This is a genomic window from Streptomyces sp. LMG1-1-1.1, from assembly GCF_040815545.1.
In the GTDB taxonomy this organism is placed as follows: Bacteria; Actinomycetota; Actinomycetes; order Streptomycetales; family Streptomycetaceae; genus Streptomyces.
Window position 1 is genome coordinate 123700 of record NZ_JBFPNH010000020.1, and the last position, 15098, is coordinate 138797.

Below are 15098 nucleotides of genomic sequence, written 5' to 3' on the forward strand. Positions count from 1 at the left end.
CATCTCCCTGCGCGACGAGCACCACCTGCACACCGTCCCCATCCGTCACGGTCACCAGCAGGAGGCAACCCCCGTGAAGCTCCGCTCCGTCCTCACCGCACTCGCACTCGTCCTCGGCGCCCTCTTCGCCCCGGGATTCGGCGCCCTCTCCAGCGCCACCGACGCCCACGCGGTCACCAAGATCAGCCACGCCACCGCGACCTCGATGTTCCGGGCCTCCGGCATCACCTGGTCCTCGTCCGGCGGCTGCTCCGACCGGTACAACTCCACCTGCACGTCCTTCGAGCAGCTCAACCTCGCCACCGCCCAGGGCGCCCAGACCCTCAAGAGCGCCAGCGGCTGCGCCCTCAACATCACCGGCGGCACCGAGACCGGGCACGCGAGCGGCACGTACTCGCACTGGAACGGCTACAAGCTCGACTTCGCCAAGTACACCTGCATCGGGAGCTACATCAAGAACACGTTCACCTACATCGGGCTCCGCGGCGACGGAGCCCCGCAGTGGAAGTCCGGCGCCGGCAACGTCTACGCCGACGAGGGCAACCACTGGGACGTGACCTTCTACAACTGCGGCGGCTGCTGACCCCGGCAGCTCTCAAGAAGCCCCCTTCGGCGGTCACTTGGACTAACCGAAGGGGGTTCTTGGACTGGAGGGGCCCGCGCGGCGCGATCTCGTTGACGGTGCCTCCGAGGCGCGGCTGACTGGTCCGCATGTCCTTCCCCCTCTCGTCCAGACTCCGTGCGGCCTGCGCGCTCGCGGCGGCGTCGGCCACCGTGCTCGCCCTGCCCGGGCCGGCGCTCGCCGAGGTCGCCGCGGTCGCCGACGCCCCGGCGGCCACCGCCACCGCGGCGTCCGCCGTCATCGGCTCCGACCTGCTCTCCGTCGCCGTCGCCGAGGACTTCCCCCGCGTCCTCGCGTACACCGACCGCGCGACCGGCGCCCGCCTCCTCGGCAGTACGGCCCCGGTCACCCAGGTGGTCCTCAACGGCACCGGCCACGCCGTCCAGGCCAAGGGCGCCCCCGTCCTGACGCCCACGTCCGCCGCCTACACGCTCACCTTCCCCGACCTGCCCGGCGTCGAGATCGACGCGCTCCTGGGCGTGGCCGGCCGGACCACCACCTTCCGGGTGACCGCGGTCCGCGACACCGAGGCCTTCCGGGTCGGCACCCTCGACATACCCGGCCACGACCTGGTGTCCGTCGGCTCGTCCGACGGCGGCGCCGCCACCGCCTTCACCCGGCTGGACCCGGACTCCACCCGTACCGCCGACGTCTTCGCCCAGGTCACCGACGCCACCGCCGCCGAGGCGAACCCCGTCGGCGCCAGCTACGCGATCGTCAGCACCGGACGGCTGGCCGCCGCCGTCGAGTCCAACTCCAGCTACGACAAGCCCGCCGGCGCGTCAGCCCGCGACGGCGCCCGCTTCTGGCACCAGGCCCGCAGGACCGGCACCGAGACCCGCGTCGGCGTCTGGTCCGGCCAGTGGACCTACCGGGGAGCCGGCGCCCCGCGGCCCGAGAGCGGCGACGGCCTGCCCTGGGCCAAGGTCGTCGTCACCCCCGACGCCAACGCGGACGGCACCACCGACTGGCAGGACGGCGCGGTCGCGTTCCGGACCATCGGGATCAAGGCCCCCGGCAGCGACGCGACCCCGGACCGGGTCGTCGCCCACATCCCGTTCAACTTCGCCTCCCAGGCCACCCACCCCTTCCTGCGCACCCTCGACGACGTCAAGCGGATCTCGCTCTCCACCGACGGGCTCGGCCAGTTCGCCCTGCTCAAGGGCTACGGCTCCGAGGGCCACGACTCCGCCCATCCCGACTACGGCGGCAACTACAACAAGCGGGCCGGCGGTCTCGGCGACCTCAACACCCTCCTCAGGGAAGGCGGCAAGTGGGGCGCCGACTTCGGCGTCCACGTGAACGCCACCGAGGCGTACCCCGAGGCGAGGAACTTCAGCGAGACCCTCGTCGACCGGACGAAACCCGGCTGGAACTGGCTCAACCAGAGCTACTACGTCGACCAGCGCCGGGACGTCAACAGCGGCGACCTCGCCCGCCGCTTCCAGCAGCTCCGCGACGAGACCGACCCCCACCTGTCGACGCTGTACATCGACGTCTACTACACCCACGGCTGGATCGCCGACAAGACGATGCGGGCCGTCCAGGACCAGGGCTGGAACGTCGCCACCGAGTGGTCCGAGAAGTTCGAACGGGCCTCCCTCTGGTCCCACTGGGCCAACGACCTCGACTACGGCGGCGCCACCAACAAGGGCCTCAACTCGCGGATCGTCCGCTTCATCCGCAACGGCGAGAAGGACGTCTGGAACGACCACCCGGTCCTCGGCCAGACCGCCCTCGTCGACTTCGAGGGCTGGACCGGCGAGACCGACTGGAACGCCTTCTCCGCCAACATCTGGCAGCGCAACCTCCCCGCCAAGTACCTCCAGCGGCAGGAGATCACCCGCTGGGACGGCGACGACATCACCTTCACCGGCGGCGTCCGCGGCACCGTCGAGAACGGCCGCCGCACCTTCTACGAGAACGGCCGCAAGGTCCTCGACGGCGACAGCTACCTGCTCCCCTGGGACGGCGGCGAGAAGCTCTACCACTACGCGAAGGCCGGCGGCACGACCAATTGGGCCGTCCCCGCGGGAGTCCGCTCGTACACCGTCTACAAGCTCACCGACAACGGCCGCGTGCGGACCGCGACCGTGCGGCCCGTGAACGGGCGCGTCACCCTCGACGCCGTCGCCGGACAGCCCTACGTCCTCTACCCCGCCGCGGCCCCCGCGCAGACCGCCCCGCGATGGGGCCAGGGAACCCCGGTGAAGGACCCGGGCTTCAACGACGCGGGGCTCGGCGCCTGGACCAAGGCCGGCACCGTCACCCGGGACACCGACGCCCAGGGCCGCAACAGCGCCGCCCTCACCGGCACCGCCACCGCCTCCGTCCGCCAGCGGATCACCGGCCTCGTCCCCGGCGCGCGGTACACCGCTTCCGCCCTGATCGAGGTCGAACCCGGCGCCACCCGGCCCACCACCCTCTCCATCGGCGGGAAGGCCGTCACGGTCGAGCGGTCCTCCGTCGATAACCACGTCGCCGCCTCCGACTGGAACGGCACCCGCCTCCAGCGCGCCAAGGTCACCTTCACCGCGCCGGCCGACGGCACCACCCCGCTCCGGATCGAAGCCGCGGGCGGCAGCGCGGCGACGGTCAGGATCGACGACGTGCGGATCGTGGCCAACGACCCCGCCGCCCGGGCCGGGACCGCGGTCTACGAGGACTTCGAGGCCGTCGACCAGGGCTGGGGCCCCTTCCTCAAGGGCGACGCCGGCGGCACGACCGACCCGCGCACCCACATCGCCCAGCTCCACGCCCCCTACACCCAGGCCGGCTGGAACGGGAAGGCCGTCGACGACGTCCTCGGCGGCGCCGAGTCCCTCAAGTCGCACGACGAGAACAGCGGCCTCGTCTACCGGACCGCCCCCTGGACCGTCCCGATGAAGGACGGCCACCGCTACCGCGTGGAGTACGACTACCAGTCGAGCCACGCGGGCGCGTACGAGTGGATCACCGGCTACGACCGCACGAACGGCACCGGGACGGCCGTCGAGACCCGCCGCACGCCGATCGGGCAGCAGCGGACCACCGGGCACTTCGCCGAGACCGTCACGGCCGGCTGCGGCGACACCTGGACCGGACTCCGCAAGCGGGGCGACGCCCCCGACGGCGCCGACTTCGTCCTCGACGCCTTCACCGTCACCGACCTCGGCCCGGCCGCCGAGCGCGCCGCCTGCGGCACGCTCACCGTCGCCGCGCCCGAGACCCTGGAGCCCGGCCGCCCCCACGAGGTCACGGCCACCTTCGGCAACGACGAGGCCGCCGACGCCACGGGGGCGCTCGCCGCCCTCACCCTCCCCGCCGGCTGGACCGCCGAGCCGGCCGCGCCGGTCGCCCTCGGCACGGTCGCGCCCGGCGCGAAGGCCACCGCCACCTGGCGGGTGACACCCCCGGTGGACGCCGCCTACCGGCCGTACACGCTCGGCGCCGAGCTCACGTACGCCGTCGGCGGAGGCGCCCGGACGCTGACCCAGGCCACCACCGTCCGCACCCTGCCCCCGCCGCCCACCGCCGACAGCTGGGCGAGCGACCTCGACTGGACCTCGGCCACCAACGGCTGGGGGCCCGTCGAGCGCGACCTCTCCAACGGCGAGACCGGCACCGGCGACGGCTCCCCGCTGCGCATCGGGGGAGTGGCGTACGCCAAGGGGCTGGGCACCCACGCCCCCGCCCGGGTCCGCTACTACCTCGGCGGCCGGTGCACCTCGCTCACCGCCGAGGTCGGCGTCGACGACGTCCAGACCAGCCGCGGCAGCGTCCGGTTCACCGTTCTCGCCGACGGCACCGAGAAGGCGAAGTCCCCGGTTCTGAAGGCTGTCGACAACGCCTGGCCGCTCACCGCGGACCTCACCGGTGCCTCGTACGTCGACCTCGTGGTCGACGACGGCGGTGACGGCAACGGCAACGATCACGCCGACTGGGGGAACGCGCGCTTCCACTGCGCGGACTGAGCCCACCCCGGCGCCCGGAAGGCGTTATGGTCAGGCGGTCGCTCTCCCGGTCACCGGGGAGTGATCGCCTTTCCGTCTTTCCCGTCTATGTGGGACCCCTACAAACACAGGGGGTACCTGGCTGTCGACTCGGCCGGGGCAGGTGATGGTTCTGTCCAGCCCCACCAGGATTCGACACGGGAGACTGTACGGAGTCGACGGCGGAGTTTTCTCGGGTGACTTCGTAGGGTCGGTACATGACCGTTGTGGACCAGATCCCGAGCGAGCCCGCTGACGCCCGTGGCCGAGTGGCCGAGCTGCACGTCCTGCGAGAGCAGGCCCTCCGCGGCCCGAGTGATCGCGCCACCGAGGCCCAGCACGCCAAGGGCAAGCTGACGGCGCGCGAGCGCATCGAGCTGCTGCTCGACCCTGGTTCCTTCAGCGAGGTCGAACAGCTGCGCCGGCACCGCGCCTCCGGCTTCGGCCTGGAGACGAAGAAGCCGTACACCGACGGTGTCATCACCGGCTGGGGCACGGTCGAGGGCCGCACGGTCTTCGTCTACGCCCACGACTTCCGCATCTTCGGCGGCGCGCTGGGCGAGGCCCACGCGACGAAGATCCACAAGATCATGGACATGGCCATCGCGGCCGGTGCCCCGCTGGTCTCCCTGAACGACGGCGCCGGCGCCCGCATCCAGGAGGGCGTCTCCGCCCTCGCCGGCTACGGCGGCATCTTCCAGCGCAACACCCGCGCCAGCGGCGTCATCCCGCAGATCTCCGTCATGCTCGGCCCGTGCGCGGGCGGCGCGGCCTACTCGCCGGCCCTCACGGACTTCGTCTTCATGGTCCGCGAGACCTCGCAGATGTTCATCACCGGCCCGGACGTCGTCAAGGCGGTCACCGGCGAGGAGATCACCCAGAACGGCCTCGGCGGCGCCGACGTCCACGCCGGCACCAGCGGCGTCGCGCACTTCGCGTACGACGACGAGGAGACCTGCATCGCCGAGGTCCGGTACCTCCTGTCGATGCTCCCGCAGAACAACCGCGAGAACCCGCCGACCGTCGCCTCCGAGGACCCGGCGGACCGCCGCTCCGACGTCCTGCTCGACCTGGTCCCGGCCGACGGCAACCGCCCGTACGACATGCACAAGGTCATCGAGGAGCTCGTCGACGACGGCGACTACCTGGAGATCCACGAGCGCTGGGCCCGCAACATCATCTGCGCCCTGGCCCGGCTCGACGGCCAGGTCGTCGGCATCGTCGCCAACCAACCCCAGTCGCTGGCCGGCGTCCTCGACATCGAGGCCTCCGAGAAGGCCGCCCGCTTCGTGCAGATGTGCGACGCGTTCAACATCCCGATCATCACCCTTCTGGACGTGCCCGGCTTCCTCCCGGGCGTCGACCAGGAGCATGGTGGAATCATCCGCCACGGCGCGAAGCTGCTCTACGCGTACTGCAACGCGACCGTGCCCCGGATCTCACTGATCCTGCGCAAGGCCTACGGCGGCGCCTACATCGTCATGGACTCCCAGTCCATCGGCGCCGACCTGACGTACGCCTGGCCCACCAACGAAATCGCGGTCATGGGCGCCGAGGGCGCCGCCAACGTGATCTTCCGCAAGCAGATCGCCGAAGCCGAGGACCCCGAGGCCATGCGCGCCCGCATGGTCAAGGAGTACAAGGCCGAGCTGATGCACCCGTACTACGCGGCCGAGCGCGGACTCGTCGACGACGTCATCGACCCCGCCGACACCCGCCAGGTGCTCATCCGGTCCCTCGCGATGCTCCGCACCAAGCACGCCGACCTGCCGTCCCGCAAGCACGGCAACCCGCCTCAGTAAGAGGAGTCATCCACGTGACAACGCCTGCCAACCTCCTCCGCGTCGAAAAGGGCCACGCCGACCCCGAGGAGCTCGCCGCCATCACGGCCGTGCTGCTCGCCCGCGCGGCCTCCCAGCCCACCGAGGACGCCCCTCACGGCCGTACGCAGGCCGGCTGGCGCCGCCTGGAGCGCGAGCACGGCTTCCGCGCCCCCCACAGCTGGCGCTGATACCCCGCAGCACGGAAGGGCCCCGCACCGACACCGGTGCGGGGCCCTTCCGCGTACCCCGTCCGGCCGCGTCGGCCCCGGCGCCCACGACGAGGGCCCCGCACCGTGTCGGTGCGGGGGGGCCCTTCCGTACGTCGTCCCGCCGGGACTACCGCAGGCGCGCCATGAGGGCGTGCTCGACCAGGGTGATGAGCGCGCTCTTGGCGTCCGCGCGGTGGCGGGCGTCGGTGGTGATGATGGGGGTGTCGGGGCCGATCTGGAGGGCCTCGCGGACCTCCTCCGGCTGGTACGGCTGGTGGCCGTCGAAGCCGTTGAGGGCGATGACGAACGGCAGGCCGCTGTTCTCGAAGTAGTCGACCGCGGGGAAGCAGTCGGCGAGACGGCGGGTGTCGACGAGGACGACGGCGCCGATCGCGCCGCGGACCAGGTCGTCCCACATGAACCAGAAGCGGTCCTGGCCCGGCGTACCGAAGAGGTACAGGATCAGGTCCTGGTCCAGGGTGATGCGGCCGAAGTCCATGGCGACAGTCGTCGTCGTCTTGTCGCCGGTGTGCGTGAGGTCGTCGATGCCCGCGGACGCGGACGTCATGACGGCTTCGGTACGCAGCGGGTTGATCTCCGAGACGGCGCCGACGAACGTGGTCTTGCCCACGCCGAAGCCACCCGCCACCACGATCTTCGCGCTGGTGGTTGAACGGGCCGCGCCGCCGCTAGAGCTTGCGAAGTCCACTGAGCACCCTTTCGAGCAGTGTCACGTCTGGCTGACCGCCGGCGGCCTCGTCGCCGCCCGGCTGGTGGATGGCGACGAGTCCGGCCTCGGCCAGGTCGGCGACGAGGATTCGGGCGACGCCGAGGGGGATGGAGAGAAGAGCCGAGATCTCCGCGACCGACTTGATCTCGAAGCACAGCCGGCAGATCCGCTGGTGCTCGGGCAACTGCCCCTGCAGCCGGGCCGGATCCGCCGTCGTACTGACCAGCGCCTCGATGGCGAGCTGGTAACGCGGCCGGGTCCGGCCGCCGGTCATCGCGTAGGGACGCACGAGCGGGTTGTGCCCGCTCGAACCGCCCGCGGCGGAGGAAGCGCGCGAGGTGCTCGGGGAGCCCGCCGCGGCGGACTGGGGGTGCGGCTGCCGGTAGGGCTGCGACGCGCCCTGTCTGCTCGGGGCGGAGGGAAAGTTGAACCGGTTCTGCGCGGTGTCGCCCAGAGGCGCCTGGTGCGCGTCATAACCGTTGTAAGGGCTCGCGCCCGGTGGTGTTCCCACGTCTCCTCCTCCGACTGCCTCGCGGTCCATGTCCCTTGGAGCCGCGCCACCGCACACTACGGTGCGGTGGCGCGAAACGCACTGTCTGTCTGTTAGTTGAGAAGACTTCCCTGAAGCTCCGCCCGGAGGTCAGGAGTCAGGACGGTGCCCGCGCGGTCCACGAGCAGGGCCATCTCGTAGCCCACGAGACCGATGTCGGCCTCGGGGTGGGCGAGGACGGCCAGCGACGAACCGTCCGAGATCGACATGATGAAGAGGAAGCCGCGCTCCATCTCCACGACGGTCTGGTTGACCGCACCGCCCTCGAAGATGCGGGACGCGCCCGCGGTCAGCGAGGTCAGTCCCGAGGCGACGGCCGCCAGCTGGTCGGCGCGGTCGCGGGGGAACCCCTCGGACATCGCCAGCAGGAGTCCGTCGGCGGAGACCACCACCGTGTGCGACACCCCGGGGGTGTTGTCCACGAAGTTGGTGATCAACCAGTTCAGATTCTGCGCCGCCTGGCTCATGCTCACACTAACGCTCCTGGTTGTAGGTACTGCCCGGGCCGAGGCCCGATCCGTTCGTGTCCGTTCCCGCGCTGCGTCCCTGCTGGACGCCCCGGCGCAGGTTGCTCAACCTGCCCCGTACGTCCTCGGGAGCGCGGGAGACCTGGGGGCCGCCCTGCGGCGTCTGCTCCGCGGTGCCCTCGACCAGGTTGGCCTTGGGGACCCGCCGGGGAAGACCGGACGAAGTGACTCCGCCCGCCTTGGGGTCCTTCAGCTTCCCGGCCCGCTGCCAGCGCTCGTCGTTGGTCGAGCGCCACTCGTCGGAACCGTGTGCTTCGTTCTGCTGCTGTTCCGGCTCCGCGGGCTTCGGCGGCTGCGGCGCCTGACGCGACGCCTGCTGGGTCGGCGGGGCGACGCTGCCGCGGCGCGGCAGACCGGCGTCCGTCAGCGCGTGGCCGGCGTCCGGGGCGGGGCTGGGAGCCGGACCCGGACGGTCGAAGCCTACGCGGTCGGGGGCCTGTTCGGGAGCGTTCGGAGCAGATTCCGATTCCGCTCCGTACTCCTGCCCGTAGCCGCCCTGGTAAGCGTTCTGATTCGGCCATTCTGCCTGGTGAGCCTGGGGATCGAACGCATTGCCGTACTGCTGGTGTTCGGTTCCCGGGGTCTCGTACGAAGCTTCCGCATAGCCCTGCTGCGGGTAGGCCTCGTAACCCTGCTGGGGGTAGGCGTAGCCGTCCTGCTGCGGGTAGCCGGCCGCGTACTCCTGGCCGTACTCCTGCGCCTGCTGCGGCTGGCCGTACTCCTGCGGCTGGTACTGCTCCGCGGGGTACTCCTGCGCCTGCTGCTGCGCGTACTCCTGGCCGTACTCCTGCGCGGGCTGACCGTACTCGTCGGCCTGCTCCGTCTCGTCGCGGAACAGCGGCCGGTCGCCGGTCTGCGTCTGGGCGCCCAGGGCGGCACGACGGCCCTCGCGGTTCAGCGAGCGGTTGACCGGGTCGAGCTGGAGCTCCTCCTCGGCCGGCTGCTCGTAGCGCGAGTCGTCGAAGCCGAGGTCGGCCGCGGTCAGCATCGGCTGCTGCTGCGGAGCGGCCTCGAAGGCGTTCTGCTGCTGCTGCGGAATGATCTGCGAGACGGTGAAGTCGTCCTGGAGCGGCTGCTCGCCGCCACCACCGTGAGTGATCGCGTCCGGCAGCATGACGAGCGAGGTCGTCCCGGCCTGCTCGCCCGAGGGGCGCAGCTGGACCCGGATGCCGTGCCGGTCGGCGAGCCGGCCGACCACGAAGAGGCCCATGCGCTGGGAGACGGCCGCGTCCACGGTCGGCGGGTTGGCCAGCTTGTGGTTGATGTCCGCGAAGTCCTCGGCGGTGAGGCCGATGCCCTTGTCGTGGATCTCGACCATCACGCGGCCGTCGGGAAGACGGGTCGCCGTGACGCGGACCTTGGTCTGCGGGGAGGAGAACGTGGTGGCGTTCTCCAGGAGCTCGGCGAGCAGGTGCACGAGGTCGGTCACGGCCTGGCCGTGGATCTCGGCCTCCGGGACGCCGGCCAGCTCGATGCGCTCGTACTGCTCCACCTCGGAGGAGGCGGCGCGCATGACGTCGACCAGCGGGACCGGCTGGTCCCAGCGGCGGCCCGGCTCCTCACCGGCGAGGACGAGGAGGTTCTCGCCGTTGCGGCGCATACGGGTCGCCAGGTGGTCCAGCTTGAAGAGGTTCTCCAGCTGGTCCGGGTCGGCCTCGTTGTTCTCCAGGTCGGTGATGAGGGTCAGCTGGCCCTCGATCAGCGACTGGTTGCGGCGCGAGAGGTTGGTGAAGATCGCGTTGACGTTGCCCCGGAGCATGGCCTGCTCGGCGGCGAGCCGGACGGCCTCGCGGTGGACCTGGTCGAAGGCGCGGGCGACCTCGCCGATCTCGTCCTGCGTGTCGATCGGGATCGGCTGTACGCGGGTGTCGACGCGGCCGGGCTCGGTGCGGGACAGCTGGTCGACGAGCATCGGCAGGCGCTGCTCGGCGATGCCGAAGGCGGCGGTACGCAGCTGCTGCATCGAGCGGCTCATCTGGCGGGCCATCATCCCGGCGAGGATGAAGGCGGCGAGCAGGGCGACGACGACGATGCCGCCGTTGACCCAGGCGTCCGTCTTGGACTCGTCGGAGATCTTCGCGGCCTCGGCCACGGCCTTGTCGACGAGGGCCTTCTCGACCTCGGTGTAGCCGTCGAACTTGGCGGTGGCGACGGCCATCCAGGTCTCGGCCGTGATGCCCTTGGGCTTCAGGGCCGTCAGACCCTCGGGGTCCTTGGCGCTGCCGATGGCGGACGCCACGCCGGAGTAGACGGAGCCGTCCTTGCCCTTGGGCAGCTCGACGCCGGCGGCCTGCATCTGCTTGGCACCGTCGGCGGCCTTGCCGGCCATGACCTTCTTCAGCAGCTCGACGTCCTCGGGCGCACCGCCGGAGCTGAACTCGCCGAGGGCGATCTGCTCCAGGTAGTTGTACGAGTTGAACGCCACGGACTGCTGGGCGAAGACGGCCTCCTGGCGGCTGGGCCGGACCAGGAGCTGGGTGCCGATGGAGCGCTGGAGGGACTCGGCGCCCTTGGCCAGCTGGATCGCGTAGACGCTGCGGCCGTAGCTGGTGATGTTGCCGGTGCCGAGGCCGAGCTCGTTGGAGAACTCGGTGAGGTAGTGCTGGACGCCGGTGTAGCCGAGCTGGGTGTTCACCGGGTCGAGGGCCCGCGTGTACGCGGCCTTGCGGAGCGCGTCGAGCTTGGGCTCCTCGTCCTTGAACAGGCGCAGGCGGCGCTCCAGGCCCTGGCCCGAGGGCAGGTTCTTGGCGGCCTCGTCGAACTTGGTGCGGGCGGCGTCGGTGGCGGCGTACGCCTGCGTCACCTCGTCGCTCTTGCGGTCCTCGGCGCTCTTCGCGGCGAGCAGCGGAGCGGCGGTCAGGTCCCGCTCGTTGAGCAGGGCGGTGCTGTACTCCGAGGCGGCGCGCACGATGAGCGCCGTCTTCTCGGCGTCCTGCGCCTCCTGCCAGGAGTCGATCGACCCCTTCACCTGGAAGCCGCCCATGACCAGGCCGACCAGCACGGGTATGAGGAGGATCGCGTTCAGCCTGGTCGGCACCCGCCAGTTGCGGGGCGAGAGCTTGCTGGAGCTGCCCGTGGCGGCGGCCGCGGGCGGCGGCGTCACGGGCACGTCCGCGGGCGACATCGCCGCGCGCGACGGCGGGGTGAAGTTGCCCCGCGCCGCCGCCTCCTGCTCCGCGGAGCTTTCCTTGCTGCGCCTCACTCGACCAACAACCTCTCGGCGTCGGCACCTACGTTGTGCCGGTGTTTCGTTCAGGGCCGTACTACTCGGGAGTTCATGAATTGCAGCACGTGAAGGGGGTCCGTTCCAAACACTGGGACAGAGCCTCTTCTCACGGTCCGGAGCGCACATAAAACGGGCATAAAGAGCGAGCCCCGCCAAAAGGCGGGGCTCAGGTGAGCGCAGTGACACCGATCGGATGCGTCGGGTGTCCGGGGCGCCCCAATTCTCTGTCGAAACGTTATGAACGCGAGGACGGTCGTGTCGAAGGACACAGATCGTCCCGGCAGGGGCATATGACGGGCGCCCCGGCCGGTTCCGCTCCGCCGTCCTACTTCAGCCGCGCCATGAGGGCGTGCTCGACGAGCGTGATGAGCGCGCTCTTGGCGTCCGCGCGGTGGCGGGCGTCCGTGGTGATGATGGGGGTGTCCGGGCCGATCTGGAGCGCCTCGCGGACCTCCTCCGGCTGGTACGGCTGGGCGCCGTCGAAGCCGTTGAGCGCGATGACGAACGGAAGGCCGCTGTTCTCGAAGTAGTCGACCGCGGGGAAGCAGTCGGCGAGACGGCGGGTGTCGACCAGGACGACGGCGCCGATCGCGCCGCGGACCAGGTCGTCCCACATGAACCAGAACCGGTCCTGGCCCGGCGTACCGAAGAGGTACAGGATCAGGTCCTGGTCCAGGGTGATGCGGCCGAAGTCCATCGCGACCGTGGTGGTCGTCTTCCCGCCGGTGTGCGTGAGGTCGTCGATGCCCGCGGACGCGGACGTCATGACGGCTTCGGTACGCAGCGGGTTGATCTCCGAGACGGCGCCGACGAACGTGGTCTTGCCCACGCCGAAGCCACCCGCCACCACGATCTTCGCGCTGGTGGTCGACCGGGCCGCACCGCCGCTAGAGCTTCCGAAGTCCACTGAGCACCCTTTCGAGCAGAGTCACGTCCGGCGTGCCGCCGGTCTCTCCGTTGCCCGGCTGGTGGATGGCCACCATGCCGGCCTCCGCCAGGTCGGCGACGAGGATCCTGGCGACGCCGAGCGGCATCGACAGAAGGGCCGACACCTCGGCGACCGACTTGACCTCGCGGCACAGGTGGCAGATCCGCTGGTGCTCGGGCAGCAGCGTGGCGAGGTGTGCCGGGTCGGCCGTGGTGCTGACCAGCGCCTCGATGGCGAGCTGGTAGCGCGGCCGGGTCCGGCCGCCGGTCATCGCGTAAGGACGCACCAGCGGCTGGTCGCCCTCGTGTCCGTACTCGTCGACTGAGGCGCCGTACGGATCGTGAGAGGCGGGGGGCGGGGTCATGAATCCTCCGGGCGTGACAGCAAACTCTCTGCCGTCTGATGGGGCCGGTGGGGGGCCGGGTGGGGCGGCCGAACGGTGAACGGTGACGGGGCGGTACGGAGGGGCGTACCGCCCTGTCGATCAGTCGTTGTGAAGGGCTGTCCGGTGTAGGGAACCGGTTAGTGCAGCAGGCTGCCCTGGAGCTCCGCGCGGAGATCCGGGGTGAGGACGCTGCCGGCCCGGTCGACCAGCAGCGCCATCTCGTAGCCCACGAGGCCGATGTCGCACTCGGGGTGGGCGAGTACGGCAAGCGAGGAACCGTCGGAGACCGACATGAGGAAGAGGAAGCCGCGCTCCATCTCCACCACCGTCTGGGCGACGGGACCGCCCTCGAAGATCCTGGACGCGCCCGCGGTCAGCGAGGTCAGTCCGGATGCGACCGCCGCCAGCTGGTCGGCGCGGTCACGGGGGAATCCTTCGGACATGGCCAGCAGGAGTCCGTCGGCGGAGACCACCACCGTGTGCGACACCCCAGGGGTGTTGTCCACGAAGTTGGTGATCAACCAGTTCAGATTCTGCGCCGCCTGGCTCATCGCGTTCAACTAACGCTCCTGCTGATGGTTCGGACCGAGGTCGAAGCTACCCGTGGTCGAGTTGTTCGCCTGTCGGCCCTGCTGGATGCCGCGGCGCAGATTGGTCAGCCGGCCGCGGACGTCGTCGGGTGCACGCGAGACCTGGGGGCCGGCCGTGTGGGCCTGCTCCTGTGCGGTCCCGGGTACGAGGTTGGCCTTCGGCACGCGCCGGGGAAGACCGGAGGTGGTGACGCCGCCAGCCGCGGGCTTGCGCACCCGCTCGGCCTGGCGCACCAGCTCGTCGTTGGGCGAGGTCCGCCAGGCGGCCCCGCCGTTCTGCCGGCCGCCGTCGGCGGGCGCCGGAGCGGACGGCTGGGGGACGACCGGGGTCTGCGTCGTCTGCGCCGCGTCCGCCTGCTGCTGGGCCTGCTGCTGGGCCTGGTCCTGGTGGAACCAGTTGGTCTCCAGGGTGTCGTACAGCGGGGTACGACCGTCACCCGTACCGGCCGGCGGCAGAGCCTCCGGACGGCGCGGCTGCTGGAGCGCCGGCTGCTGCGGCTGCTGACCGGGCTCGGCCGCCGGACGCGGGGCGCCGAAGTCGCCGCCGTTCCGCTGCCGAGGAGCCGGGGCCTGCGGAGCCTGCGCCTGCTGCTGGGCCTGCGGCACGTAGGGCTGCCGGCCGAACTGCTGCTGCTGGCCGCCCTGGTACGCCTGGGGGGCCTGCGGCTGCGGGGCCTGCTGGGGGCGACCCTGCTGCGGTGCCTGAGGGGCACCGAAGTCGGGCCGCGGGAACTGGCCGGTGGAGCCGGGACCCTGCGGGGCGTCGTAGTCCGGGCGCGGGAACTGGCCCGTCGAGCCGGGACCCTGCGGGGCGCCGAAGTCGGGGCGCGGGAACTGCGCCGTCGACGCCGGGTCCTGCACACCGCCCTGGTACGCCTGCGGGACCTGCGGCTGCTGAGCCTGCGGGGCCTGCTGGGGCGCGCCGAAGTCGGGGCGCGGGAACTGGCCGGTGGAGCCGGGACCCTGCGGAGCCGCGGGACCGCCGAACAGGCCGGCCGCCTCCGGGTCCTCGTGGCCGCGCGGGGCGTCCAGCGGGGACATCTCCTGCTGCGGGCGCCGGACCGGCTGCTGCGCCGGGTCGTTGCCCCAGCTCGCGGCCTGCGGGCGCTGCGCCTGGGGGTTGCCCCCCGGAAGCTCGGCGCGCGGGAAGTCGTAACCGCCGGGCTGGTTGCCCTGCGGAGCCTGGCCCTGCGGGGCGTGCTGCGGCGCACCCGGTCCGGCGTGCTGGCCGCTCTGGCCGGGGCCCTGGTTGCCCTGCCCGCCCTGGTTGCCCCACACGTCCGTACGGGAGGGGATGGCGCTGGCCGCGCCGCCGATGAGACCGCCGCCGGGGCCCGGGCGCAGCGCGTCCGGGTTCTGCGGGAGCTGACCGGTCTGGTCGAGCTGCGCGTTCTGCGGCTGCGGGGTGCGCGACTGCGGGGCGCCCTGCGGGGCACCGTCGCGGGCGGGCAGCGCGGCCCGGGGACCGCTCGTGCCGACCTGTCCGCGCGCGGCACCGGCGCCGACCCGGCCGGCCGCCGAGGTCACCGCCCGCGCC

11 protein-coding genes and 1 pseudogene are annotated in these 15098 nt (G+C 71.6%); 4 read left to right on the forward strand and 8 right to left on the reverse strand.

Annotation, left to right across the window (positions count from 1 at the left end; translation table 11 throughout):
* The first annotated feature begins 73 nt into the window (after nucleotides 1–73).
* From MRBLMG1_RS10595 to MRBLMG1_RS10610, 4 genes are all read left to right on the forward strand, one after another.
* Nucleotides 74–583 carry a hypothetical protein gene (locus MRBLMG1_RS10595; RefSeq protein WP_367823038.1) on the forward strand — a complete coding sequence of 170 codons (510 nt, stop codon included), beginning with the start codon at nucleotides 74–76 and terminating at the stop codon, nucleotides 581–583.
* A gap of 128 nt (nucleotides 584–711) precedes the next feature.
* Nucleotides 712–4575 carry an endo-alpha-N-acetylgalactosaminidase family protein gene (locus MRBLMG1_RS10600; RefSeq protein ID WP_367823039.1) on the forward strand — a complete coding sequence of 1288 codons (3864 nt, stop codon included), beginning with the start codon at nucleotides 712–714 and terminating at the stop codon, nucleotides 4573–4575.
* A 236-nt stretch (nucleotides 4576–4811) separates the two neighbouring features.
* Complete coding sequence (locus MRBLMG1_RS10605) at nucleotides 4812–6395, forward strand: acyl-CoA carboxylase subunit beta (RefSeq protein ID WP_367823041.1); 1584 nt, start codon at nucleotides 4812–4814, stop codon at nucleotides 6393–6395.
* Nucleotides 6396–6409: 14 nt separating this feature from the next.
* Nucleotides 6410–6604 (forward strand): acyl-CoA carboxylase subunit epsilon, encoded by a 195-nt coding sequence (locus tag MRBLMG1_RS10610; protein WP_367823043.1) that lies wholly within the window; start codon nucleotides 6410–6412, stop codon nucleotides 6602–6604.
* A 148-nt stretch (nucleotides 6605–6752) separates the two neighbouring features.
* On the opposite strand, the gene MRBLMG1_RS10615 is transcribed toward MRBLMG1_RS10610, so the two are convergent.
* The 8 genes and pseudogenes from MRBLMG1_RS10615 to MRBLMG1_RS10650 all read right to left on the reverse strand — a co-directional run.
* Complete coding sequence (locus MRBLMG1_RS10615; protein ID WP_017235983.1) at nucleotides 6753–7334, reverse strand: GTP-binding protein; 582 nt, start codon at nucleotides 7332–7334, stop codon at nucleotides 6753–6755.
* On the reverse strand, nucleotides 7315–7866 hold the full coding sequence (locus tag MRBLMG1_RS10620) for a DUF742 domain-containing protein (protein WP_367823044.1): 552 nt from the start codon (nucleotides 7864–7866) through the stop codon (nucleotides 7315–7317). Before MRBLMG1_RS10620 ends, MRBLMG1_RS10615 begins: the two co-directional genes overlap by 20 nt.
* A gap of 92 nt (nucleotides 7867–7958) precedes the next feature.
* Nucleotides 7959–8372, reverse strand: coding sequence for a roadblock/LC7 domain-containing protein (locus MRBLMG1_RS10625; RefSeq protein WP_026057603.1), 414 nt, complete (start codon nucleotides 8370–8372; stop codon nucleotides 7959–7961).
* 7 nt (nucleotides 8373–8379) lie between these two features.
* Nucleotides 8380–11634 (reverse strand): nitrate- and nitrite sensing domain-containing protein, encoded by a 3255-nt coding sequence (locus MRBLMG1_RS10630; protein ID WP_367823046.1) that lies wholly within the window; start codon nucleotides 11632–11634, stop codon nucleotides 8380–8382.
* Between the two features lie 349 nt (nucleotides 11635–11983).
* A complete protein-coding gene (locus MRBLMG1_RS10635) occupies nucleotides 11984–12565 on the reverse strand; it encodes a GTP-binding protein (protein ID WP_367823048.1) in 582 nt (193 codons plus the stop codon).
* Nucleotides 12546–12950, reverse strand: a complete 405-nt coding sequence (locus tag MRBLMG1_RS10640; RefSeq protein ID WP_017235980.1) for a DUF742 domain-containing protein — start codon at nucleotides 12948–12950, stop codon at nucleotides 12546–12548. Before MRBLMG1_RS10640 ends, MRBLMG1_RS10635 begins: the two co-directional genes overlap by 20 nt.
* Nucleotides 12951–13108: 158 nt before the next feature.
* Nucleotides 13109–13522: a roadblock/LC7 domain-containing protein gene (locus tag MRBLMG1_RS10645; RefSeq protein ID WP_030496942.1), complete on the reverse strand. Its 414-nt coding sequence runs from the start codon at nucleotides 13520–13522 to the stop codon at nucleotides 13109–13111.
* 9 nt (nucleotides 13523–13531) lie between these two features.
* Nucleotides 13532–15098, reverse strand: a pseudogene (locus MRBLMG1_RS10650) (histidine kinase); the annotation flags it as partial.